16 protein-coding genes are annotated in these 23,141 nt (G+C 69.2%); 9 read left to right on the plus strand and 7 right to left on the minus strand.

Annotation, left to right across the window (positions count from 1 at the left end; translation table 11 throughout):
* Position 1: 1 nt before the first annotated feature.
* A complete protein-coding gene (locus FPJ27_RS31550; protein WP_204424115.1) occupies positions 2 to 1,000 on the minus strand; it encodes a spore coat U domain-containing protein in 999 nt (332 codons plus the stop codon).
* Positions 1,001 to 1,252: 252 nt separating this feature from the next.
* Between FPJ27_RS31550 and FPJ27_RS31555 the strand changes: the two genes are divergently transcribed.
* From FPJ27_RS31555 to FPJ27_RS31575, 5 genes are all read left to right on the plus strand, one after another.
* Positions 1,253 to 1,786, plus strand: a complete 534-nt coding sequence (locus tag FPJ27_RS31555; protein WP_204424118.1) for a spore coat U domain-containing protein — start codon at positions 1,253 to 1,255, stop codon at positions 1,784 to 1,786.
* A gap of 6 nt (positions 1,787 to 1,792) precedes the next feature.
* A complete protein-coding gene (locus FPJ27_RS31560; protein WP_072440919.1) occupies positions 1,793 to 2,503 on the plus strand; it encodes a fimbria/pilus periplasmic chaperone in 711 nt (236 codons plus the stop codon).
* A gap of 34 nt (positions 2,504 to 2,537) precedes the next feature.
* The gene (locus FPJ27_RS31565) at positions 2,538 to 4,883 is read left to right on the plus strand and encodes a fimbria/pilus outer membrane usher protein (RefSeq protein WP_239483340.1); all 2,346 of its coding nucleotides are present in this window, start codon (positions 2,538 to 2,540) and stop codon (positions 4,881 to 4,883) included.
* Between the two features lie 88 nt (positions 4,884 to 4,971).
* Positions 4,972 to 6,381, plus strand: coding sequence for an argininosuccinate lyase (argH, locus tag FPJ27_RS31570; protein WP_034178748.1), 1,410 nt, complete (start codon positions 4,972 to 4,974; stop codon positions 6,379 to 6,381).
* Positions 6,382 to 6,475: 94 nt separating this feature from the next.
* The gene (locus FPJ27_RS31575) at positions 6,476 to 7,159 is read left to right on the plus strand and encodes an HAD family phosphatase (protein ID WP_204424122.1); all 684 of its coding nucleotides are present in this window, start codon (positions 6,476 to 6,478) and stop codon (positions 7,157 to 7,159) included.
* A gap of 105 nt (positions 7,160 to 7,264) precedes the next feature.
* On the opposite strand, the gene FPJ27_RS31580 is transcribed toward FPJ27_RS31575, so the two are convergent.
* From FPJ27_RS31580 to apbC, 5 genes are all read right to left on the minus strand, one after another.
* Positions 7,265 to 8,107 carry a lysozyme inhibitor LprI family protein gene (locus FPJ27_RS31580; RefSeq protein WP_204424125.1) on the minus strand — a complete coding sequence of 281 codons (843 nt, stop codon included), beginning with the start codon at positions 8,105 to 8,107 and terminating at the stop codon, positions 7,265 to 7,267.
* On the minus strand, positions 8,107 to 10,386 hold the full coding sequence (locus FPJ27_RS31585; RefSeq protein WP_034178750.1) for an arginine/lysine/ornithine decarboxylase: 2,280 nt from the start codon (positions 10,384 to 10,386) through the stop codon (positions 8,107 to 8,109). The genes FPJ27_RS31580 and FPJ27_RS31585 overlap by 1 nt, the downstream gene beginning before the upstream one ends.
* An 81-nt stretch (positions 10,387 to 10,467) precedes the next feature.
* Positions 10,468 to 11,037 (minus strand): dCTP deaminase, encoded by a 570-nt coding sequence (gene dcd, locus FPJ27_RS31590; protein ID WP_006398615.1) that lies wholly within the window; start codon positions 11,035 to 11,037, stop codon positions 10,468 to 10,470.
* Positions 11,038 to 11,231: 194 nt separating this feature from the next.
* Positions 11,232 to 11,768, minus strand: a complete 537-nt coding sequence (sodC, locus tag FPJ27_RS31595) for a superoxide dismutase [Cu-Zn] (protein ID WP_204424127.1) — start codon at positions 11,766 to 11,768, stop codon at positions 11,232 to 11,234.
* A 133-nt stretch (positions 11,769 to 11,901) separates the two neighbouring features.
* Positions 11,902 to 12,993 carry an iron-sulfur cluster carrier protein ApbC gene (gene apbC / locus FPJ27_RS31600; protein WP_034178752.1) on the minus strand — a complete coding sequence of 364 codons (1,092 nt, stop codon included), beginning with the start codon at positions 12,991 to 12,993 and terminating at the stop codon, positions 11,902 to 11,904.
* A gap of 350 nt (positions 12,994 to 13,343) precedes the next feature.
* On the opposite strand from apbC, the gene FPJ27_RS31605 reads away from it, so the two are divergent.
* The 4 genes from FPJ27_RS31605 to FPJ27_RS31620 all read left to right on the plus strand — a co-directional run bounded on the left by FPJ27_RS31605 (position 13,344) and on the right by FPJ27_RS31620 (position 19,049).
* On the plus strand, positions 13,344 to 13,988 hold the full coding sequence (locus tag FPJ27_RS31605) for an OmpA family protein (RefSeq protein ID WP_072440929.1): 645 nt from the start codon (positions 13,344 to 13,346) through the stop codon (positions 13,986 to 13,988).
* Positions 13,989 to 14,363: 375 nt separating this feature from the next.
* Positions 14,364 to 16,517, plus strand: a complete 2,154-nt coding sequence (metG, locus tag FPJ27_RS31610; protein ID WP_204424130.1) for a methionine--tRNA ligase — start codon at positions 14,364 to 14,366, stop codon at positions 16,515 to 16,517.
* 203 nt (positions 16,518 to 16,720) lie between these two features.
* A complete protein-coding gene (locus FPJ27_RS31615) occupies positions 16,721 to 17,929 on the plus strand; it encodes a hypothetical protein (protein ID WP_239483341.1) in 1,209 nt (402 codons plus the stop codon).
* Entirely contained in the window at positions 17,913 to 19,049 is a 1,137-nt protein-coding gene (locus FPJ27_RS31620) for a DNA methyltransferase (protein WP_204424132.1), read from the plus strand. The genes FPJ27_RS31615 and FPJ27_RS31620 overlap by 17 nt, the downstream gene beginning before the upstream one ends.
* 25 nt (positions 19,050 to 19,074) lie before the next feature.
* Here the strand turns inward: FPJ27_RS31620 and FPJ27_RS31625 are convergent, their stop codons facing one another.
* On the minus strand, positions 19,075 to 23,115 hold the full coding sequence (locus FPJ27_RS31625; protein WP_204424134.1) for a translocation/assembly module TamB domain-containing protein: 4,041 nt from the start codon (positions 23,113 to 23,115) through the stop codon (positions 19,075 to 19,077).
* Between the last annotated feature and the right edge of the window lie 26 nt (positions 23,116 to 23,141).

The raw sequence follows: 23,141 nt of genomic DNA on the forward strand, positions 1-23,141 counted from the left end.
CTCAAAAACTGATCGTCGCGGTGATCGTGTCGCTGTAGCTGCCCGGCGCGGGCGTCGCCTGCGCGGGCACGCGACCGTAGACGGTGAGCGCCTGCGCGAACCCGCTGCCGGTGCCGGTCGCCATCGACGTGCCGCCGGTGCCGTCGCCCCATGGCGTCGTCAAGCCGCTGTCCTGGTAGAGCTGATAGCCGACCGAGCCGCCGCCGCCCGAGCGCTGCATCGTGCGGGCTGCGACGTTGCCGCTGCTGCCGCCGTTCAGCGCGATCTGGAACGCATCGCCGTTCGTGCATTGCGCGCTGATCGAGCCGCTCGCCGTCAGCGCCGACGCGAGCACGCCCGTTGCGGGAAACGCAACATTCGTCGCACTGATGAAGCAATTGTTCACGATGGTCGCGTTCGTCGAATACGCGAACGTGCCCGCCGACGCCTGCGACGTGCATGGCACCAGCTGGATGCCGAGCAGTGCGAAGTTGTAGCTGTACGACGCCTGGTTCCCGGCGAACGTCTGCGAGTAGAGCGTGCTGCTGTTGTTCACGCTCGGCACGGTCGGCTGGTTCGGCGCGATGCGGCCGTAAACGGTCAGGGTCGCATTCGCGCTCGTGCCGATCCCCGGCTTCGCCAGCGTGACCGACATCGGCGTCGTGCCGCTGGCGACCGCGCCCCAGACCTGCGTATAGCCGTTGTCCTGGTACAGGTCGTACTGCATCTGGTTGGCCCCGTTCGTCATCGCGCGCGGGCTCGTGGCGCCGAGATTCAGGCAGACCAGCGCGGTCGTGTTGAGACTCAACGTATCCCACGTGCACGTTACGCCCACCGTGCTGGTCGTCGTGTACGCTGCCTGCGTGATCGGGCTGACCGAACCGAAGCTCGTCGTCTGCGCGCTCACCGTGCAGCTGTCCGCCTGCGCGGACAGCCACGGCCCGCACAGCAGCGCGGCCAGCAGCCAGCACGCCACCCGATGCAGATACCGGTAAGCCCGCACGACTCGCCGCTCCGCCATGGTTTCCCCCGATAGAAAAGCATTCGCTCCGGTCGCTGCCCGGCTGCCGCCCCAACCGTTGATCCAGATCAAGCCGCCCGCCCGCACAATATTCAGACAATGCGAACTAGTCCTCATTTCTATCATTGCATGCAACCAAATGCGTAGAGTAATCTAGTCAGACGAATGTGCGGTTCGGTCGACACGTCGAATCACGCGGTTCGGGCACTGCAGGCCGGGGCGACATGCCCAGAACGGCTGGAGATCATCACAATGAACGCCATCACGCGTCACGGGCTGTCCACCGCCATCGCGGCGACCATCGCACTCACGCCGGCCTGGCGCCCTGTCGCCGCCGCCGTCTATTCCAACGGCACCGCCACCGCGCAATTCAACGTCACGCTGACCATCCAGGCGAACTGCTCGGTCAGCGTGAACCCGCTCGCCTTCGGCGCCTCGGGCGTACTGACGTCCGCGATCAACCAGCAGACCACGCTCTCCATCACCTGCAGCAACACGACGCCCTACAACGTCGGGATCGACGCCGGCGGCGTCTCCGGCTCGACGGTCAGCGCGCGGCTGATGGCCGGCACGACCAGCGGCAACACGGGCACGACGGTCGGTTTCCAGCTGTTCCAGGACAGCGGCCACACGACGATCTGGGGGAACACGCAGGGCACCGACACCGTCGGCGGCACCGGCAACGGCTCCGCCCAGACGATCAACGTATACGGTCAGGTGCAGACGCAAGCCACCCCGACACCGGACACCTACCAGGCCACCGTCACCGCGACCGTCTACTTCTGACCCGCCGTGGCGATCGGCCCCTGTTTTGTCGCCGCGCTGTGCGCCGCGTCGGCTGCAACCGCGCCGGCCGCGACGCTGCAGATTTCGCCGGTAACGCTCGAGCTGTCGCCGTCGGTCACGGCGGCGGGCGTCACGCTCAGCAATTCGGGCGTGCAGCCGATCTACGGCCAGGTGCGCACGTTCCGCTGGACGCAGGAGAACGGCGAGGACGTGCTGACGCCGACCGATTCGCTCGCCGCGTCGCCGCCGTTGCTGCAGATCAGCGCGAACGCCGAGCAGCTGATCCGCCTCGTGCGCACCACGCGCGCGAGCCCGGTCACGGAGGAAAGCTATCGCGTGCTGATCGACGAGCTGCCCGCGCCCGGCACACCGGCGCAGAACGGCATCACGATCCGCGTGCGCTACTCGGTGCCGGTGTTCGTCGAACCCGCCGCACCGCCCACCCCGCCGCAGCTCGACTGGCGCATCGAGGCCGATTCGCAGGGCCTGCGGCTGTCGGTCGCGAATCTCGGCGGCCGGCGCGCGCAGCTCTCCGCGGTGCAGCTCGTCGATGCGCACGGCAACGCGCACGAAGTCGCGCGCGGGCTGCTCGGCTACGCACTGGCCGGCAGCATGCGGCACTGGCCGCTCAAGCTCGACGCGCGCCCGTCGCCGTTCGTGAAAGTCCGCGCGACAGTAAATACGCAACCCGTCGAGGCCCGGCTGACGCCGCGCTGAATCCGGCGCTGGCGCCCTCCCGCCCCCGTTGCGCGTGCCGACGACGCGACATGCCAATCGAACGACGCCTGCCAGGCGATACGCGTGGCTCGCCGCCCTCACGCTGGCGCTGCGCGCGGGCACCGCGGGCGCGCAGCCGGCCCCCGAACTGCCCCCTTCCGCCGCCCCGGAGCCCGGCGTGCTGTACCTCGACGTGTCGATCAACGGCGAGCCGACCCACCGGATCGCGCGCTTCCGGCAGGCCGACGGGCACCTGTTCGCGGCGTCGGCCGACCTGAACGACTTCGGCATCGCCAGCGGCGACCGCGCGCAGCCGCTGTCGAACACGCCGGTCGCGCTCGACGCGCTCGCCGGCCTGCGCTACGACTACGATCCGGGCCGCCAGACGATCGACCTGCGCGTGCCCGACGCGCTGCGCATTCCGCACACGTTCGACGCGCGCGGGCTCGCCGCCACGCCGCCCGCGACGTCCGGCCGGGGCATCGTGCTGAACTACGACGCATACGCGCAGACCGCCGCGCATTCGCCGCTCGCGGTGTGGACCGAGGCGCGCTACTTCGATCCGGCCGGCGTGTTCAGCAACACCGGCATCGGCTACTTCCGTCGCGACGGGCAACGCTACATGCGCTACGACACGTCGTGGACGGTGTCCGACCCGCGCACGCTCACGACGACCCAATTCGGCGACACCATCTCGTCGTCGCTGTCGTGGACCCGCTCGTTGCGCATCGGCGGCGTGCAGTGGCGCAGCAACTTCGGCCTGCGCCCCGATCTCGTGACCTTCCCGGTGCCGGCGCTGTCGGGCAGCGCGGTCGTGCCGTCGGCGGTCGACCTGTACGTGAACAACGTGCGCCAGTTCAGCGGCAACGTGCCGGGCGGCCCGTTCGTGATCAACAGCGTGCCGGGCATCACCGGCGCCGGCAACGCAACGGTGATCACACGCGACGCGCTCGGCCGCACGATCGCCACGTCGATCCCGCTCTACGTCGACACGCGCCTGCTCGCGCCCGGCCTCGCCAGCTATTCGGTGGAGGCGGGCTTCCTGCGCCGCGCATACGGCCAGGACGCGTTCGACTATGCGCGCACGCCGGCCGCGAGCGGATCGGTGCGCTACGGCGTCACCGAGCGGCTGACGGCCGAGGCGCACGCCGAGGCGACGAGCGGCGTCTACAACGCCGGCGCGGGCGTGCTCGCGCGCATCGGCGGCGGGGGCGTCGCGAACGCGTCGCTGGCCGTCAGCGCCGGGCGCTTCTCCGGCGCGCAGGCCGGCCTCGGCTACCAGTACGTGACGCCGCGCTTCTCGGTCGACGCGCAAACGCTGCGCGCGTTCGGCGGCTACGGCGACCTCGGCGCGCGCGAAGGCACGCCGGTCGCGACCATCAGCGACCGCGTGACGGTGTCGTTCCCGTTCCTCCGCGCGCAGACGCTGTCGTTCAGCTATCTCGGCCTCAAATACCCGGGCGCGCCTGCATCGCGGATCGGCTCGGCGGCGTGGTCGGTCAACTTCGGGATGCTCGCGTCGATGACCGTCAGCGCATTCCAGGATTTCCGGCAGCACAACGCGCGTGGCTTCTTCGTCAGCCTGAGCGTCGGCCTCGGCGACAACACGTCGGTCGCGGCGAGCGTCGGCCGGCAGAACGGCGAGGCGACCCGCGCGGTCAGCGCGTCGCGCGCGCCCGACTACGACGGCGGCTTCGGCTGGAACGTGCAGGCTGGCGAGAACGGCCCGCTGCGCTACGGCCAGGGGCAGCTGCAATACCTGGGCCGCGCGGGCCAGGTCACGCTGCTCGGACAGTCGTTCGGCGGGCAGCGCGACGCGTCGGTCGACGTGACCGGCGCGCTCGTGCTGATGAACGGCCAGTTGCTGACGTCGCGCCGCATCGACGACGGCTTCGCGCTCGTGTCGACCGATGCCGGGCGCGTGCCGGTGCTGCACCAGAACCGGCCGATCGGCGAGACCGACCGCACGGGCTACCTGCTGGTCCCCGATCTGAGCGCGTACCAGCACAATCGCGTCGCGATCGACGGCACGACGCTGCCGGCCGATGCGCGCCTCGCGGACACGACGCTCGACGTCGTGCCGCAGGCCCGCTCGGGCGTGCTCGCGCGCTTCCCGGTCACGCGCTACCGCGCGGCGTCGATCGCGCTGCGCACGCCGGACGGCGCGCCGCTGCCGCCCGGCCTCGACGTCGTGCACGTCGAAAGCGGCCAGCACACGATCGTCGGCTACGACGGCCTCACGTTCGTCGACGGTCTGGTCGCGAACAACCACCTGGAAATCTCCGGCGGCGGCCACGACTGCGTCGTCGCGTTTGCGTACCGACGGCCGGACGACGGCACGCTGCCGCGGATCGGCCCGCTGACCTGCACGCCCCGCTAGCCCGCGCCGGCCGCCAGGCCCGCGAATGTTAGAATTGCGGGATTCCCTCGGCGGCGCACGCCGCCCAACTCCCCTTCGAAGAATCGCCATGACGTCCCAACTGCACAAAAAGGGCGAGGCCTGGTCGGCCCGCTTCTCGGAACCGATGTCGGAGCTGGTCAAGCGCTACACGTCGTCGGTGTTTTTCGACAAGCGCCTCGCGCTCGTCGACATCGCCGGCTCGCTCGCGCACGCGAACATGCTCGCCGCGCAGAAGATCATCAGCGCGGACGACCTGGCCGCGATCGAACGCGGGATGGCGCAGATCAAGGGCGAGATCGAGCGCGGCGAATTCGAATGGCAGCTCGATCTCGAGGACGTCCACCTGAACATCGAGGCGCGCCTGACCGCGCTGATCGGCGATGCCGGCAAGCGCCTGCACACGGGCCGCTCGCGCAACGACCAGGTCGCGACCGACATCCGCCTGTGGCTGCGCGGCGAGATCGACCGCATCGGCGGCCTGCTGAACGACCTGCGCGGCGCGCTGCTCGACCTCGCGGAACAGAACGCCGCCACGATCATGCCGGGCTTCACGCACCTGCAGGTCGCGCAGCCCGTCACGTTCGGCCACCACCTGCTCGCGTACGTCGAGATGTTCTCGCGCGACGCGGAGCGCATGCGCGACTGCCGCACGCGCGTGAACCGCCTGCCGCTCGGCGCGGCCGCACTCGCGGGCACGAGCTACCCGATCGATCGTCACGCGGTCGCGAAGACGCTCGGCTTCGACGGCATCTGCGCGAACTCGCTCGACGCCGTGTCGGATCGCGATTTCGCGATCGAATTCACGGCGGCTTCCGCGCTCGTGATGACGCACGTGTCACGTTTCTCCGAAGAACTCGTGCTGTGGATGAGCCCGCGCGTCGGCTTCATCGACATCGCCGACCGCTTCTGCACCGGCAGCTCGATCATGCCGCAGAAGAAGAACCCGGACGTGCCCGAGCTCGCGCGCGGCAAGACGGGCCGCGTGAACGGCCACCTGATGGCGCTCCTGACGCTGATGAAGGGCCAGCCGCTCGCGTACAACAAGGACAACCAGGAAGACAAGGAACCGCTGTTCGACACGGTCGACACCGTCGCCGACACGCTGCGGATCTTCGCCGAAATGGTCGCGGGCATCACCGTGAAGCCGGACGCGATGCGCGCAGCCGCGCTGCAGGGCTTCTCAACCGCCACCGACCTCGCCGACTATCTCGTGAAACGCGGCCTGCCGTTCCGCGACGCGCACGAAGCCGTCGCGCACGCGGTGCGGATCTGCGACGACCGCGGCATCGATCTCGCCGACCTGACGCTCGACGAGATGAAGCAGGAACTGCCGAACGTCGCGCACCTGATCGGCGACGACGTGTTCGGCTACCTGACGCTCGAGGGTTCGGTCGCCAGCCGCAACCATCCGGGCGGCACCGCACCCGACCAGGTGCGTGCGGCGGTCAAGGCCGCCCGCGCCGCACTCGGCCGGTAAGCCCGTTGTCCCGGACGGACGCCTTCGGCGTCCGTTTTTCATTCGGGCGGCCGTCGCGCCGCCCATTGCCTGCCCCGCTTCCCGGATGCCGCCGATGACCTTTTCCGCCGCACTCTTCGACATGGACGGCCTGCTCGTCGATTCCGAGCGGACCATCATGAACACGTGGATCGACGTGTCGAGCGCACACGGTGTCGTGCTGACGGCCACCGACTACCTGCAGATCGTCGGCCGCTCGTTCGCCGAGGGCCAGGTCATCCTGGCCCGGCTGATCGGAAACCCGGATACGTTCGACGCCGTGCGCATCCGCGTACGCGAACAGCTCGCGTCGCCCGAGCCCCATCCGAAGTTCCCGTTGAAGCCCGGCGCGTTCGCGCTGCTCGACACGCTCGCGCAGGCCGGCATCCCGTGCGCGGTCGCGTCGTCGTCCGCGTGCGACGTGATCCGCGCGCGGCTCGACGCGGTCGGCGTGCTGCCGTTCTTCCGCGCGATCGCGGGCGGCGACGAAGTCGCGCGCGGCAAGCCCGATCCGGCCGTCTACCGGCTCGCGGCCGAACGCCTCGGCGTGCCGGCACATACGTGCGTCGCGTTCGAGGACAGCGACTTCGGCGCGCAATCGGCCGCCAGCGCCGGCGCGTCGGTCGTCACCGTGCCCGACCTGAAGGCGCCGACGCCCGAAATCGTCGCGCTGAGCCTGCACGTGCTCGCGTCACTCGACGATGCGGTCGCGCTCGTGCCGTCGTGGTTCGGCCGGTACGATACGCAGAAGCCCGCGTAGCGCACGCGAGCGCGAAACACGGTGCGTTGCGCACCGCCGAATGCAAACGGGCACCCAAGGTGCCCGTTTTGCGTTGCCGCCGAACGACTGACGTCGCGACGGCTTCTAGTTGTTGCCGGCCGTCTCCGACAGCCGTTTCATCGTCGCGATGCGCGCGCCGATCAGGTCGACGCGCCCGTCCTCGCCGACGAGCGGCGCCGTCGCATCGCGGAACGCGACCCACGCGCGCTGCGCGCGCACCAGTGTCGCGGCCGAATGCGCAGGCATCTTGCGGCGCAGCTTCTGGTAATAGCGGTTCAGGTCGAACAACGCGTGCTCGCACGCGGCATCCTGTTCGCACGGCCGCACGCGGCGCACGGCCGGATCGCGCGGTGCGTTCGCAGCCGGCTTGCCGTTCGACGCGGCCCCGCCCTGGGCCCCGCCCTGGGCCGCGCCCTCGGCCGCGCCCGTGCCGCTCGTGGCCGCGACCGGTACGGCGGCGGGCAGCGGCGCATAACGATCGGCCGCGCCGCGCAGCGCCAGCGCGCGATCGCGCACGGGCTGCAACTGCATGTCGGCGCTCGACATCGTGTACGCGGTGCCGCGCGTCGTGTCGTACACGGCCTTCAGCAGAAGGACTTCATCCTTGCGCCACGTGACCCAGCGGCGCTGGCTGTCCTGCCAGCCGCGCTTCGCATCGGCCGGTGCATCCTTCAACAGGCGCTGGTACGCGCCGTCCATCACCGCCTGCCACTGCTGCTGTGCTTCGCCCATGCACTGGATCTGGCCGGCCGTCGACGACCGGTCGCGCCGCGCGAGGCATTGCCGCATCGCGACGTCGATCGGGTCGGCCGCCGCGACTTCCGCGTGTGCGACGCCCGACCCCGCCGGCCCCGCCGCCCCTGCCGCCCAGACGACGAGCGCGGCCACCGCCGCGCGCATCGCCCGGAATCGTCCGTGCGTCGCCATCAGTCGCGCACGCAGTCGACGTAGTACTCGACGCGGCCGTTCACCTCTTCCGCGACGAGGCCGTGGATGTCGGTGTGGAAGCCCGGGAAACGCTCGTTGAAGTCGCGCGCGAACCGCAGGTAGTTCACGATCGTCTTGTTGAAGCGCTCGCCCGGGATCAGCAGCGGAATGCCCGGCGGGTACGGCGTGAGCAGGATGCTCGTCACGCGGCCTTCGAGCTCGTCGAGCGGCACGCGGTCGATCTTGCGGTGCGCGAGCTTCGCGAACGCATCCGACGGCTTCATCGCCGGTTCCATGTCCGACAGGTACATCTCGGTCGTCAGGCGTGCGATGTCGTTCGCGCGGTACACGTCGTGGATCTGCGTGCACAGGTCGCGCAGGCCGACGCGCTCGTAGCGCGGATGCTGCGCGACGAATTCCGGCAGCACGCGCCACAGCGGCTGGTTGTTGTCGTAGTCGTCCTTGAACTGCTGCAGCTCGGTCACCATCGAGTTCCAGCGGCCCTTCGTGATGCCGATCGTGAACATGATGAAGAACGAGTACAGGCCGGTCTTCTCGACGATGATCCCGTGCTCGGCCAGATACTTCGTGACGATCGCGGCCGGAATGCCCGTCTCGCCGAACTCGCCGTCGACGTCGAGCCCCGGCGTGATGATCGTCGCCTTGATCGGGTCGAGCATGTTGAAGCCTTCCGCGAGCGGGCCAAAGCCGTGCCAGTGGTCATTCGGCTTCAGCATCCAGTCGTCGCGCGAACCGATGCCCTCTTCCGACAGGTTGTCCGGGCCCCACACGCTGAAGAACCAGTCGTCGCCGTATTCGGCATCGACCTTGCGCATCGCGCGGCGGAAGTCGATCGCCTCGGCGATCGATTCCTCGACGAGCGCGGTGCCGCCCGGTGGCTCCATCATCGCGGCCGCGACGTCGCACGACGCGATGATCGCGTACTGCGGGCTCGTCGACGTATGCATCAGGTACGCCTCGTTGAAGCGATGCTTGTCGAACGTGCGGTTCTCCGAATCCTGCACGACGATCTGCGACGCCTGCGAGATGCCGGCGAGCAGCTTGTGCGTCGAGTGCGTCGCGAACACGAGCGCGCCCGTGCGCGGGCGGCCGTCGCCGATCGCGTGCATGTCGCGGTAGAAATCGTGGAACGTCGCATGCGGCAGCCACGCTTCGTCGAAGTGCAGCGTGTCGAGCAGGTCGCCGAGCAGGTCCTTGATCATCTCGACGTTGTAGACGACGCCGTCGTACGTGCTCTGCGTGATCGTCAGGATCCGCGGCTTCATGTCCGGGTTCTCGCGCAGCGCCTCGCGCGCGAACGGGTTCGCCTCGATCTTCTTGCGGATGTTCTCCGGCTTGAATTCGTCGCGCGGGATCGGCCCGATGATGCCGAAATGGTTGCGCGTCGGCGTCAGGAACACCGGGATCGCGCCCGTCATCGTGATCGCGTGCAGGATCGACTTGTGGCAGTTGCGGTCGACCAGCACGATGTCGCCGGGCGCGACCGTCGCGTGCCAGACGATCTTGTTCGACGTCGACGTGCCGTTGGTCACGAAGAACAGGTGATCGGCGCTGAAGATACGCGCCGCATTGCGCTCGGACGCCGCGACCGGGCCCGTGTGATCGAGCAGCTGGCCGAGTTCGTCCACCGCGTTGCAGACGTCCGCGCGCAGCATGTTCTCGCCGAAGAACTGGTGGAACATCTGGCCGAGCGGGTTCTTCAGGAACGCGACGCCGCCCGAGTGGCCCGGGCAGTGCCACGAGTACGAGCCTTCGTCCGCGTACTTGACGAGTTCCTTGAAGAACGGCGGCGCGAGCGAGTCGAGATAGACCTTCGCCTCGCGGATGATGTGGCGCGCGACGAACTCCGGCGTGTCCTCGAACATGTGGATGAAGCCGTGCAGCTCGCGCAGGATGTCGTTCGGCAGATGCCGCGACGTGCGCGTCTCGCCGTACAGGAAGATCGGGATGTCCGCGTTGCGGCGGCGCACTTCGGTGACGAACGCGCGCAGCTCGATGATCGCGGTCGCGAGCTCGGGCAGCTCGCCGTCCGGGCCGGTTTCGCCGAGCATGAGTTCGTCGTCGTCGATCGACAGGATGAAGCACGACGCGCGGCTCGACTGCTGCGCGAACGACGTCAGATCGCCGTAGCTCGTGAGGCCGAGGACTTCGACGCCCTCTTTCTCGATCGCTTCGGCCAACGCCCGGATGCCGGAGCCCGAGATATTCTCGGAGCGGAAATCTTCGTCGATGATGACGACGGGGAAACGAAACTTCATGGGCGATTCTCCAAAAAGAACGACCGCGGCGCGTCACGCGCAGCGGTCACCCGGAAACTGGTGAGACGATATGCAACCAGATCAGGTTTTCGGCAGCGTGACACCGCGCTGCCCCTGATACTTGCCGCCGCGATCGGCGTACGACACGTCGCACACTTCGTCGCTCTCGAAGAAGAGCACCTGCGCGACGCCTTCGTTCGCGTAGATCTTCGCGGGCAGCGGCGTGGTGTTCGAGAATTCCAGCGTGACGTAGCCTTCCCACTCGGGCTCGAACGGCGTCACGTTGACGATGATCCCGCAGCGCGCATAGGTCGACTTGCCGAGGCAGACCGTCAGCACGGTGCGCGGGATGCGGAAATATTCGACGGTGCGGGCCAGCGCGAACGAGTTCGGCGGGATGATGCACACGTCGCCCTTGAAATCGACAAACGAACCCTCGTCGAAGTTCTTCGGATCGACGATCGTCGAGTTGATGTTCGTGAAGATCTTGAATTCGTCTGCGCAGCGGATGTCGTAGCCATAGCTCGACGTGCCGTAGCTGACGATCCGGCGGCCATCCTCGGACGCGCGAACCTGATCGGGCACGAACGGCTCGATCATCTTGTGCTCTTCGGCCATGCGCCGAATCCACTTGTCGGACTTGATGCTCATGTGAGCCTCCGCCGGGCCGTCCCAAGGAGGCTGACCGCCCCCTCGGGGGGCAGCGAACAAAGTGAGCGTGGGGGTCGATTCATATCGGGGCGCCAGGAAACGCTGCGTGACAGTCGGGAACGGCCGCTCGCGCGAGGCGGCGGCCGGGAAGGCGGACATTTTACGCGATCATCGGCCCGCGCACGCGGCAGCCGTCAGCGGATCACGCCGCAGGCGAGCGCGGGCCCCGCGCCATGCTGCGGAAACGCGGGATCGCCCGGGTCGCGGTGCACCAGCGCCGCGCGGCTCATCGCCGAGCGCACGCCATCGAGGGCCAGATCGGGAGCGACGATGAAGCCGGCCGCGACACCGTTCGCATCCGCATGGATGTTGCCGAGGTCGCCGGCGACGCGGGCGCCCGCGCGCAGACGGTCGGCGGCCGGCGCGAACACCTGGCCGGCGCTCGAGCCGTCGCCCGCGTTGCAGTCGCCGCGCTCGTGCACCTGCAGCGCGTGATCACTGTTCGGCGGCAGGCCGACCAGGTTGTAGGTGACCTGGACGCCGTCCGGACGCTCGACGAACGTCACCGCGCCGCGCGCCTGCGAGCCGACCGTCGGCTGCAGTTGTGCGTCGGCCCGTTTTTCGTGCGACGAGGAAAAGGAGGTGCAGCCGGCCAGCAGGCCCAGCGCGGCGCCGGCCAGCAGCGCGTGCCGCGCGCGGCCGGCGCGCACCCCGTGATGTCGTTGTTTCATTCGATCCTCATGCCGGCTGACGGCCGTTTGACACGGCGGCCGTGCCGGGCGGGTAAAGGGACCCGGGAAAAGTCGCCATGATACCGCGCCTCGCGGCGCCGTAAACAGCGTGAGGCCCCGCCCCGCAAGGGTTTTACGTATTTTGAACAACGATGGTCGGGAACTTCGACGTCATGTCGCGCGCGCGCTCGGCAATCGCCAGCGCGACCCCGCGCGCGATGTCGCGGTAGCGCCGCGCCAGCGCGCCGTCCGGATCGGCCGCGACCGTCGGCGTGCCGCTGTCGGCCCGCTCGCGGATCGCGATGTCGAGCGGCAGGCTGCCGAGCACGTTCACATCGTAGTCCTTCGCCATCCGCTCGGCCCCGCCGGCGCCGAAGATGTGCTCCTCGTGGCCGCAGTTCGAGCAGATGTGGATGCTCATGTTCTCGACGATGCCGAGGATCGGAATCCCGACCTTCTCGAACATCTTCAGGCCCTTCTTCGCGTCGAGCAGCGCGATGTCCTGCGGCGTCGTGACGATCACCGCGCCCGTGACGGGCACGCGCTGCGCGAGCGTCAACTGGATGTCGCCCGTGCCGGGCGGCATGTCGACGATCAGGTAGTCGAGCTCGCGCCAGTTGGTCTGGCGCAGCAACTGCTCGAGCGCGGAGGTCGCCATCGGGCCGCGCCACACCATCGGGTTGTCTTCCTCGATCAGGAAGCCGATCGAGTTCGCCTGCAGCCCGTGGCCGACGAGCGGGTTCATCGACTGGTTGTCGGGCGACTCGGGGCGCTGGCCGTGGATGCCGAGCATCGTCGGCAGCGACGGGCCATAGATGTCGGCGTCGAGAATGCCGACCGATGCGCCTTCCGCGGCGAGCGCGAGCGCGAGGTTCACGGCCGTCGTGCTCTTGCCGACACCGCCCTTGCCCGACGCCACCGCGACGATGTTCTTCACGTTCGGCAGCAGCTTCACGCCGCGCTGCACCGTGTGCGCGACGATCTCCTGCGACACGGCGACGCGCGCGTCGCGCACGCCCGGCACGGCCTGGAGCGCCGCCGCAACGCGTGCGCGCACGTCGTCGTGCTGACTGCGCGCGGGATAACCGAGCACCACGTCGAGCGCCACGACATCGCCGTCGATCGCGACGTTGCGCACGCCCTTGTTCGCCGCATACGGCCGGCCGGTATTGGGGTCGACGACAGCCGCCAGTGCGGCGTCGACTTGTGCCCGGTCAATGCTCATCGAAACTCCATGAAAACGTTTTTCTCGCGCGCAAACGTCAAAAAATATCAAATTACGCTGCGAAAATCGAGAAAAGTGAAAGAATCTGTTGCATGCCATTGCGCGAACGCGCGACCCGGCGCACTCTTCGCGTGCGGCACGCTATGGGGCCAAATCGGCCACTAACCGCCTATATTGTAGAGGCTGACACGTCGCGCTGTCCGAACAGCCATGTTGACGGACAGGGCATGCGGCCGCCTCGGCGGCTGCCGCGAGCGCCGGGCCCGCCCCTCCTTTTTCGGGCGGCCTGTGCGGGGAGCCGTAACTGTAGTTGTCGTTGTCGACTCGTTCAACCAAGAGAGGAATCCAAGATGAACATGAAAATCGCGACTCGCCTGTCCGTCTTCGCCCTGGCCGGTGCAGTGCTGGCCGGCTGCGCATCGCCGCAAGGCACCAACACGGCCGTCGGTACCGGCACGGGTGCGGCGCTGGGCGCGGGCATCGGCGCACTGGCGGGCGGCGGCAAGGGCGCGGCGATCGGCGCGGGCGTCGGCGCGCTGGTCGGCGGCGTGACGGGTTACAACTGGCAGGCGATCAGGAACAAGCTCGCGCCGTCGGCAGCGCAGACGGGCACGCAGGTGACCGAGCAGCCGGACGGCTCGCTGAAGCTGAACGTGCCGAGCTCGGTGACGTTCGCGACGAACCAGTACGCGATCACGCCGGCATTCACGCCGCTGCTGAACGACCTGGCGACGACGCTGAACCAGAACCCGCAAGTGACGGCATCGGTCGTCGGCTACACGGACAGCACGGGCTCGGCGCAGCTGAACCAGACGCTGTCGCAGAACCGCGCGCAAAGCGTCGTGAACGCGCTCGCGCAGCGCGGCGTCAACGGCGGCCGTCTGTCGGCGCAAGGCATGGGCGCATCGAACCCGATCGCGGACAACGCGACCGAAGCCGGCCGCGCACAAAACCGCCGCGTCGAAATCTACCTGCGCGCAGCGCAGGCGCAATAAGCGCACGACGAGGGGAAGGCGCGGGCACGCCGCCCGCGCAGCCCCGCCGGACAAGGCATCCGTCGGGGCCGGTAACAAATCGAAAAAATTTTCGAACTTCCGTGGCGGGCCGTGGTCAGTATTTACGGTACGTGGCTGGGAGTTGCCGGCGCGTCACCATTCTCCTCTTGTCGTTGTTGCTCCGGGGCCATATCCGCCCCGGTTTTTTTTGCCCGCAGAATTCGTGCTGCAGCGCAGCAGCACCGCCGGGCACGCCGTTTGCGCGACCCCGCCCGTTCCGGCACCGGCCACGCGGCGCCGGCCCGCCTCCCCGGCCCGCGCCCCTGCTAGAATCGCAGTTTCCCGTCGTATTTCCGCCGTTCCTCTACAGACCTTATGTCCGCAACCGACCTCACTTCCGTGCAGGCTGCGGCGCCGCAAGGCGCGCGCCAGATCCTCGTTACGTCCGCACTGCCCTATGCCAACGGGCAGATCCACATCGGCCACCTGGTCGAATACATCCAGACCGACATCTGGGTGCGGACGCTGCGAATGCACGGTCACGAGGTCTACTACATCGGCGCCGACGACACGCACGGCACGCCGATCATGCTGCGCGCGGAGAAGGAAGGCCTGAGCCCGAAGCAGTTGATCGATCGCGTCTGGACCGAGCACAAGCGCGATTTCGACAGCTTCGGCGTGCAGTTCGACAACTTCTACTCGACCGACTCGGACGAGAACCGCGTGCTGAGCGAGCAGATCTACCTCGCGCTGCGGGAAGCCGGCCTGATCGCCGAACGCGAGATCGAGCAGGCGTACGACCCGGTCAAGGAAATGTTCCTGCCGGACCGCTTCATCAAGGGCGAGTGCCCGAAGTGCCACGCGAAGGACCAGTACGGCGACAACTGCGAGGTGTGCGGCTCGACCTACCTGCCGACCGAACTGCTGAACCCGTATTCGGTCGTGTCGGGCGCGACGCCGGTGCGCAAGACGTCGAAGCACTACTTCTTCCGCCTGTCCGACCCGCGCTGCGAGACGTTCCTGCGCGAATGGGTGAGCGGCCTCGCGCAGCCCGAAGCGACCAACAAGATGCGCGAATGGCTCGGCGACGCCGGCGAGGCCAAGCTCGCCGACTGGGACATCTCGCGTGACGCGCCGTACTTCGGCTTCGAGATCCCCGGTGCGCCCGGCAAGTATTTCTACGTGTGGCTCGACGCGCCGGTCGGCTACTACGCGAGCTTCAAGAACCTGTGCGACCGCAACGGCATCGATTTCGACGCGTGGATCCGCGCGGGCTCGAAGGCCGAGCAGTACCACTTCATCGGCAAGGACATCCTGTATTTCCACACGCTGTTCTGGCCCGCGATGCTCGAGTTCTCGGGCCACCGCACGCCGACCAACGTGTTCGCGCACGGCTTCCTGACGGTCGACGGCGCGAAGATGTCGAAGTCGCGCGGCACGTTCATCACCGCGCAGAGCTACATCGACACGGGCCTGAACCCGGAATGGCTGCGCTACTACTTCGCCGCGAAGCTGAACGCGACCATGGAAGACATCGACCTGAACCTCGACGACTTCCAGGCACGCGTGAACAGCGACCTCGTCGGCAAGTACGTGAACATCGCGAGCCGCGCGGCCGGCTTCCTGCTCAAGCGCTTCGACGGCCGCGTGCAGGACAGCGCGATGAACCATCCGCTCGTCGCGAAGCTGCGCGATGCGATTCCCGCGATCGCCGCGAACTACGAAGCACGCGAATACAGCCGCGCGCTGCGCCACACGATGGAGCTCGCGGACGACGTGAACGCGTACGTCGACGGCGCCAAGCCGTGGGAGCTCGCGAAGGATCCGGCCAACGCGGTCGCGCTGCACGAAACCTGCAGCGTGAGCCTCGAGGCGTTCCGCCTGCTGTCGCTCGCGCTGAAGCCGGTGATGCCGCGCGTCGCCGAATCCGTCGAGTCGTTCTTCGGGATTGCGCCGCTCACGTGGGCCGATGCCGCGAAGCCGCTGTCGTCGGAACAGCCGATCAAGGCTTACCAGCACCTGATGACGCGCGTCGACGCGAAGCAGATCGACGCGCTGCTCGCCGCCAACCGCGATTCGCTGCAGGCCGACGCGGCCGCTCCGAGCGCGAACGCCGCGAAGGACTCGAAGGATGCGAAGAACGCCAAGGCGAACGCGAAGCCGGCCGTCGTGAACGGCGCCGACGACGCCCCCATCTCGATCGACGATTTCGCGAAGATCGACCTGCGCATCGCGAAGATCGTCGCGTGCCAGGCCGTCGAAGGCTCGGACAAGCTGCTGCAGCTCACGCTCGACATCGGCGAGGAAAAGACCCGCAACGTGTTCTCGGGCATCAAGTCCGCGTACCAGCCCGAGCAGCTCGTCGGCAAGCTGACGGTGATGGTCGCGAACCTCGCGCCGCGCAAGATGAAGTTCGGCCTGTCCGAAGGGATGGTGCTCGCGGCGTCGGCAACCGACGAGAAGGCCGAGCCGGGCCTCTACATCCTCGAGCCGCACAGCGGCGCGAAGCCCGGCATGCGCGTGAAGTAAGCAGCACACGCCACTGCTTGAGAAGAAAGCCTCGAACGATACGTGCGGGGCTTTTTTTCATGGCGTGGCGCACGCAGCACCGCCCGACGCGCAGCGCGCGAGTTCGGCTAACATGGCGACGACATCGGGCCCGCCGGATTCCGAAGACCGCATCCAGCGGTCCACCCAGGCCGTGGCGGCAGGCCCCACCCAAGAATAACGACATGACACACACTTCCGACACCCCGCCAGCGGAACGCACGCGTGCTTCGCCGCGCGCGAGCCATGCCCGCGCCCCGATCACGATTCCGCTCGTGCCGATCGCGCACGCCAACGCCGTCGCGCCGCTCGTCGCGCGCAGCCGCGCGTTCGACACGCTCGCCCGGCGCTTCGCGTGGCTCGCGTTGCGCGAGCCGCCCGCCGACGACAGCCGCCGCTGGCATGTCCATACCGTTGCCGGCCGAACGATCCGCTTCGCGCAGCCGCTCACGTTCACGCCGTACGCGGCGGCGCAGCCCTGCTCCGCGCGTTGCCGGTTCTGCTCGGAAACGCTGGTCGACGAAACCGCGTCGGGCCCGGTAGCGGCAGGCCTGCGCCCGGCGGCCGACTATTTCGACACGCTGCGGCGTGCGCTGAGCACCCTGCGCGGCGTGCCGCTGTCGTATTCGCTGTCCGGGCTCGAGAACACGGACGATCCGCGCTGGCTGCTGTCGCTCGTCGCGACGCTCGGCGCGGCCGGCGACGACGGTCCGGACGCAACCGGCAGCGTGCTGTACACAAACGGCGCCGGGCTCGTCGAACACGGCGACGCGCTGCTGCCGGCCCTCGCGGACTTCGGCATCTCATGGCTCGAATGGTCGCGGCATCACGACCGCGACGACGTGAACCAGTCGATCATGCGCTTTCGGCCAGGCCGGCACGTGAGGCACCAGCACGCGTTCGAAACGGCATTTGCCGCCGCGCGCGCGCACTTTCCGGTCAAGCTCGTCTGCATCGTGCAGCGCGGCGGCATCGAGACGCCGGCGGACGTGCTCCGCTATCTGGCCCATGCACGCGCGCTCGGGGCCCGCTCGGTGATCTTCCGCGAGTTCTCCGCGCTGCCCGACACCTATCGGCACAACGCGACGCGGCGCTACATCGACCGCACACGTGTTCCGATCGACGCGCTGCTGCTCGCCTGCGCGGCGGACGCCGCGTTTTCCGCGCAGTACGAACCGATCGCGCTGACGGCCGGCTACTACTTCTGGAATGCGCGCTGGACGCATCGCGACGGCTTCGAGGTCGTGTTCGAGACGTCCGACTACGGCGCGATGCGCGAGCACGAGTTGCGCGATGCCGTGTACAAGCTCGTGTTCCACCCGAACGGCAACCTGTGCGCCGGCTGGCATCCGGCGCGCGACATCCTGTGGAGCAACGATGACCGTCGTGACTAGCTGGCTGCGCCTGACCGACGAGGCCGCCGACACCACCCTGCCCGCCGACCTGCGCGCGCGGGATGCGTTTGCCGCGCGCGATTGCGGCTGGGTCGAGCAGATGATGCCATTCATCGGCAGCCACGCGACGCCGGGCGGCTGGATCGTCGATCCGTTCGGCGGCTTCGGCACGACGCTCGTCGCCGCCGCGCGATGCGGCGTGCCGGCGCTCGGCGTCGAGATCGACCCGGCGCGCGTCGCATTCGCACGCGAACGACTCGCGCGCACGGGCGCGCCACCCGCCCGCTATCCGGTGCTGGCCGGCGACCTGTCGAGCGACGCGACGCAGGCCGCGGCACGCCGCGCCGGCGGCCCGTTCACGCTGTGCCTGACGAGCGTGCCCTACTTCGGCTGCACGGGGTTGCCCGACAGCCCGCGCGACGGGCAACTGTACGGCGTCGATTGCTATGCGCCGTATCTCGAGCGGATGCGCAACGTGTTCGCCGGCGTGCATGCGCTGCTCGAGCCGGGCGGCTGGTGCATCGCGATGGCGCAGAACCTGCGGGTCGGCGGCCGGTTCGTGCCGCTGGCATGGGATGTCGCGCGATTGCTCGGCGAGCGCTTCGTGTTGCACGACGAACGCGTGCTGATCTACGAACGCGCCGACGGCCCGGCGCCGCACGGCGCCGGCGCCACCGACCGCACGCATGAATACGCGCTCGTGTGCCGCAAGGCGCCGCTCGCGAGTGACGTCGACGCAGCCCGCGCGCTGGTGGCCGCGCTGACGCGCGAGGGCTTCGCGTTCGCGGCGATCGGCGGCTTCGCGCAACGGCTCGCGGCGGCAGCGGACGATGCCGCCGCTGCGCCGCTGAACGACGTCGACCTCGTCGTGCCGCCCGACGATGCGGATCTGTCACGGCTGCTGCAATGGCTCGACGCCGACGGCTTCTCGATCGAATCGTGGAATGCGCGGGTGACGCCACCGGTCGCGGCTGCCGCGCTGCAATACCGCCACTACTTCCGCGCACGGCGGCTTGATGCACGTGGCCGCTGGCTGCAGGTCGACGTGACGGTCGCCGCTACGCGCGAAGCCTTCGACGCATGCCTGCGCGCCGACCCGAGGCCGGGCGCGTCGGGCTGAGCGGGGGCCGGAGCGCGCCCCTTGATCACCGCTGCCCGAACCAGCGATCGAAGCGCCGCGTGTAGTTCAGGTCGACGCCCTGGAACGTGCCGCCGTACGCGGACACCGACCAGAAGCGCGTCAGGTTGATCGTCGCCTTGAACGCGTTGCTGGCCGACTGCAGCCCCTGCTCGTAGCCGAGCACGAAGCGCTCGTTGATCGCCTTCGACACCTGCACGACCTGCGGGTCGGTCAGGCCGACGTCGCTGCGGCCGATCGAGAATTCGTCGAGGCCGATGGTCTGCGCGACGCGCTTGCCGGTCGCGCTGCCGAGCAGCGCGAGCGCGGCCGTCATCGCGCCCTGCTGGCCGACGTTGTTGCCCTGGTCGGTGCCGTGCCCGAACAGCAGCCACGACAGCTTCTCGTTGTCGGTGACGTTCGGCTCGGACACGAGCTTGACCGTCGACGACTGGATCATGCCCGTCACCTGCACGCCGGCCTCGACCTCCTGGTTGCGCCGCATCGCGAGGATGTTGACGCCCGGGTTCGACACGGGCCCGTTGAACGTGAAGAAGCCGTTCTCGATCGCGAGCTTGCGGCCGAACGCCGTGTACGTCGATCCTTCGGTCACGCGCACGTTGCCGACCGCACGCAGCGGCACGCCCGGCGCGCTCATCACGGTGATCGTGCCGCGCAGCCCGAGATCCGCGCCGTGGCCCTTGAAGCGGAAGTTGTTGCCGAGGCCGATGTCGATGTTCGCACGCGGCGCGACCGACGGCGCCGGCTTGTCCGTGGCCGGCGGCGGCTTCGCGACCGCGGTGCCGGTCGGCGTCTCGCCGCGCACCGTGCCGTCCGGCCGCACGATCACGACATCGTCGGACAGGTGCGGCGCCGTTTCCTCGGGCAGGTCGAACAACGCGCGGTCGACGACGAACTTGCCGTCGATCGACAGCGCGCCGCGCGGCCCGTCGTTCGCGACCGTCGCCTTGCCCGACAGCGACAGCTTGCGGTCCGGCGCAGCGAACAGTTCGAGCTTCTCCGCGACGATGCTCGCGGTCAGGTCGGGCGCCTCGCCGTCGAGGCGCACGCGGCCGAGCGCGCGCAGCGTGCCGTCGCCGCCGTGGAACTCGACCTGCTGGAATTCGACGAGGTTTTCCGAGAGCTTCACGCGCACAATGCCATCCTTCAACTGCACGCCCTGGTCGACGAGCGTCGCGGACAGGTCGTCGCCCGTCAGCATCCCCGACAGGTTCGGCTTCACCGGCGTGCCGGCGACCGTCAGCTTCAGCGCCGCGCGCCCGCCGAGCAGGTAGCTCGGCCCGAACAGGTTGCCGGTCGCTTTCAGCGACGGGATATCGGCGTCGATGCGGCCCGACAGCGGGCCGTCGTCGACGACCCCGAACATGCCGTCGCGCAGCGCGAACGGCACCGCGACGTTCGCATCGAGCGTGCCGATCCGGTTCGCCTTCGCGAGCGCCGTCACGTTGAGCCGGTTGCCGGGCGCGAAGCTCGCGCGCGCGGACAGGTCGGTCAGCCCCAGCGACGCGATGCCGCGCCCGCTCTCGATCGTCACGTCGCCGCCGCGGCGCTTCACCTGCACGTAGCCCGTCGCGTTCGCGCCGAGCGAGAAATCCCAGTCGGCATCGAGCACGACGTCGGTGCGCACCGGCGGCCGCTGGCCCGTCAGCTCCTGGCGAACCTCGAGGAAGCGTGCGACCGATGCGCCTCTCACCGAGCCCGCCGAGCGCATCTGGCCGTGATCGAACACGAACGACTTCAGGTCGATCGCCGCACCTTCGAGCGTGAGCCGCGTCGCGCCGAGCGCCACGCGGCCGGCGCCGGCCGACACGGTGAGCGGCGCCTGCAGCGCGACGGCCGGCGTGCCGCGGTTCGCGAGGCGCGTGACGGTGCCGTCCCAGCGCATCCCGTCGCGGTTCTCGACCACGCCGCCGTTCGCCGCGAGCGTCACGTCGATCACGCGGCCGCCGGTCGTCCCGAGCGCCGATACGTCGAGCGTGTGCTTCGCGCGCGTGCCGTTCAGATTCGCGCGCAGCGATTTCAGCTTCAGCGAGCCGAGCGCGATGTCGGTCGCGTCGGCCGTGAACACGAGTGCGCCGTGCGCGCCGTCGCGGATGTCCGCGCGGCCCTGTGCGGCGCCGATCCGGTTCGATCCGACGACGACGCGCTCGGCCTTGTAGGTGGCCGTCACGTTCGGGTGCGCGAAGCTGCCGGTCAGGTCGCCCTGCGCCTGCACGAGCCCTTCCACGCCGAAGCCGAGCCGGTCGAGCTGCGGCGCGTCGACGACGAAGCGCAGCCGGTCGCCGGGCGCGCCGAAGCTGCCGCGCAAATCGACGTGGTTGCCCGCGATCGACAGGTTCGCGTTGCTCGGCAGGATTCGCGAGCCGGCGAGCTGCACGACGCCGGCACCGGTCAGCGGCACGCCGTCGTACAGGCTGTCGCCGAGCTTGAAGGTCGCCTTCGTCGACACCTGCGGCGCAAACGCGCCCGACGCGGTCAGCGTGCCCGACACGCGCGTCTCGCCGCGCCTGGCCGGCGCCTTTGCGTTGGCGGCCGCCTTGCCGCCGCCAGCCTTCGGCGCGCTCATCGCGGCGAGCAGCAGCGGATCGAACGCCGTCAGCGTCGCCTTCGCGTCGTAGCTCGAGTGCGCGTCGTGGCGAAACACGCCCGTCAGGTCGATACGACCCTTGGCCGCAGTCACGCGCGCGTCGGTCAGCACGGTCTGCTGCGGCGTCAGCGCGACCTTCGCGCGCGCGCCGAGCGCGAGCTTCGGGTCGTTCAGGTCGAAATCGACGGTCGTCACGTCGCCCGCGAGCGTCACGCCGAGCGGGCCGCCCAGGCGCATCGGCCGCAACTCGGCGACGAATGCGTTCAGGTCGAGGTTCGCGACCTTCAGGTCGAAGCGGCCCTTGCCGCCCGTCAACGTGCCGTTGCCCGTCACGCTGCCGTCGCGGATCAGCTTCAGCGCGAGATCGTCGATCCGCTGCGCGTGCGCGTCGAGATGCACGTTCGCGTGCGCGTCGATCACCGGCAGCAGGTGATCGCCGAGCGTGCCGGGCTTCGCGTTGACGATCGACACGGGGCCCGTCACCGCGAAACCCTTCGCGGGTGCGGTGCCGGCAGGCGCGGTCACGGGCGCGAGCTCCGCGCGCACCGCGAGATCGGCGGCCGGCGCGCCGGGTGCGAGCGCCTGCGGATTCACGTGATCGAATGCGAGCGATGCGCGCGTGAGCGGCACCGCGCCGAACGGCGCGGCCTCGACGTGCGCGCGCCCGCTCAGCTTCATCCCGCTCGCATCGACGTCCGCGACGAGCGCCTCGAGCGAACCCGACACGCGGGCCCGCGCGTCGACCGGCTCGTCGGACAGCTTGCCCGCGTAGGTGGCTTCGCCCGTCAGCGCGAACGGCTTCACGCCGTCGAGCTTCGCGCGCGCGGTCAGCGCGCCGTACGGCGTGTCGATGCTGTCGAGCACGAGTTCATGATGACGGCCGTCGCTGCGGCCGTTCAGCGCGAGATGGTCGAGCTGCGTCGTCGATCCGCCGTCGTGAATCGCGAGGCGATCGACGCGCAGATCGTCGATCCGCAACTGCAGCGGCAGGCTGAGATCCTGCGGCGTCGTGCTCGGCGTCGACGGCCCCGGCGCGATCCGCACGTCGATCGTGCCCGCGCGAAGATAGGCGATGGACAGCCGCCACGGCGCGCGGGTCAATGCCCAGCTGCCGTCGAGCCGGTCGATGCGGACCTCGGTGCCGGTGCCGTCGGGGCTCGTCCACGCGAAGCCGCGCAACCGCACGCCGGTCGCAAGCGAGCCGCCTTCGAGCGTGCCCGCGAGCCGTGCGCCGAGCACGCGCCCGGCCACCTGCCACGCGAGCCGCGTGCCGCGCTCGGTCGTCGCCGCGGCCAGCACGAGCCCGGCGGCCAGCACGACGAGCAGCACGGCCGTGGCGAGCGTCCACGCGACGACGCGCACCGCGCGTCCGCGGCGCGGCGCGCGCGGCGGCGCGTCGGGCGCGCCGTCGGGCGAGTCCGGATCGTGAGGCGGCGGCGTGTCGTTCGGGTCCTTCGTCATGCGGTTCGTCGTGGATGAAACGGTAC

The sequence above is a fragment of the Burkholderia sp. MS455 genome, from assembly GCF_016899445.1.
Classification (GTDB): domain Bacteria; phylum Pseudomonadota; class Gammaproteobacteria; order Burkholderiales; family Burkholderiaceae; genus Burkholderia; species Burkholderia pyrrocinia_C.

Excerpts from the sequence above, each read along its gene's own strand:
- FPJ27_RS31550 (WP_204424115.1), bottom strand. The coding sequence starts at position 1,000 with ATGGCGGAGCGGCGAGTCGTGCGGGCTTACCGGTATCTGCATCGGGTG.
- FPJ27_RS31555 (WP_204424118.1), top strand. The coding sequence starts at position 1,253 with ATGAACGCCATCACGCGTCACGGGCTGTCCACCGCCATCGCGGCGACC.
- argH (WP_034178748.1), top strand. The coding sequence starts at position 4,972 with ATGACGTCCCAACTGCACAAAAAGGGCGAGGCCTGGTCGGCCCGCTTC.
- FPJ27_RS31575 (WP_204424122.1), top strand. The coding sequence starts at position 6,476 with ATGACCTTTTCCGCCGCACTCTTCGACATGGACGGCCTGCTCGTCGAT.
- FPJ27_RS31580 (WP_204424125.1), bottom strand. The coding sequence starts at position 8,107 with ATGGCGACGCACGGACGATTCCGGGCGATGCGCGCGGCGGTGGCCGCG.
- FPJ27_RS31585 (WP_034178750.1), bottom strand. The coding sequence starts at position 10,386 with ATGAAGTTTCGTTTCCCCGTCGTCATCATCGACGAAGATTTCCGCTCC.
- dcd (WP_006398615.1), bottom strand. The coding sequence starts at position 11,037 with ATGAGCATCAAGTCCGACAAGTGGATTCGGCGCATGGCCGAAGAGCAC.
- sodC (WP_204424127.1), bottom strand. The coding sequence starts at position 11,768 with ATGAAACAACGACATCACGGGGTGCGCGCCGGCCGCGCGCGGCACGCG.
- apbC (WP_034178752.1), bottom strand. The coding sequence starts at position 12,993 with ATGAGCATTGACCGGGCACAAGTCGACGCCGCACTGGCGGCTGTCGTC.
- FPJ27_RS31605 (WP_072440929.1), top strand. The coding sequence starts at position 13,344 with ATGAACATGAAAATCGCGACTCGCCTGTCCGTCTTCGCCCTGGCCGGT.
- metG (WP_204424130.1), top strand. The coding sequence starts at position 14,364 with ATGTCCGCAACCGACCTCACTTCCGTGCAGGCTGCGGCGCCGCAAGGC.
- FPJ27_RS31615 (WP_239483341.1), top strand. The coding sequence starts at position 16,721 with ATGACACACACTTCCGACACCCCGCCAGCGGAACGCACGCGTGCTTCG.
- FPJ27_RS31620 (WP_204424132.1), top strand. The coding sequence starts at position 17,913 with ATGACCGTCGTGACTAGCTGGCTGCGCCTGACCGACGAGGCCGCCGAC.
- FPJ27_RS31625 (WP_204424134.1), bottom strand. The coding sequence starts at position 23,115 with ATGACGAAGGACCCGAACGACACGCCGCCGCCTCACGATCCGGACTCG.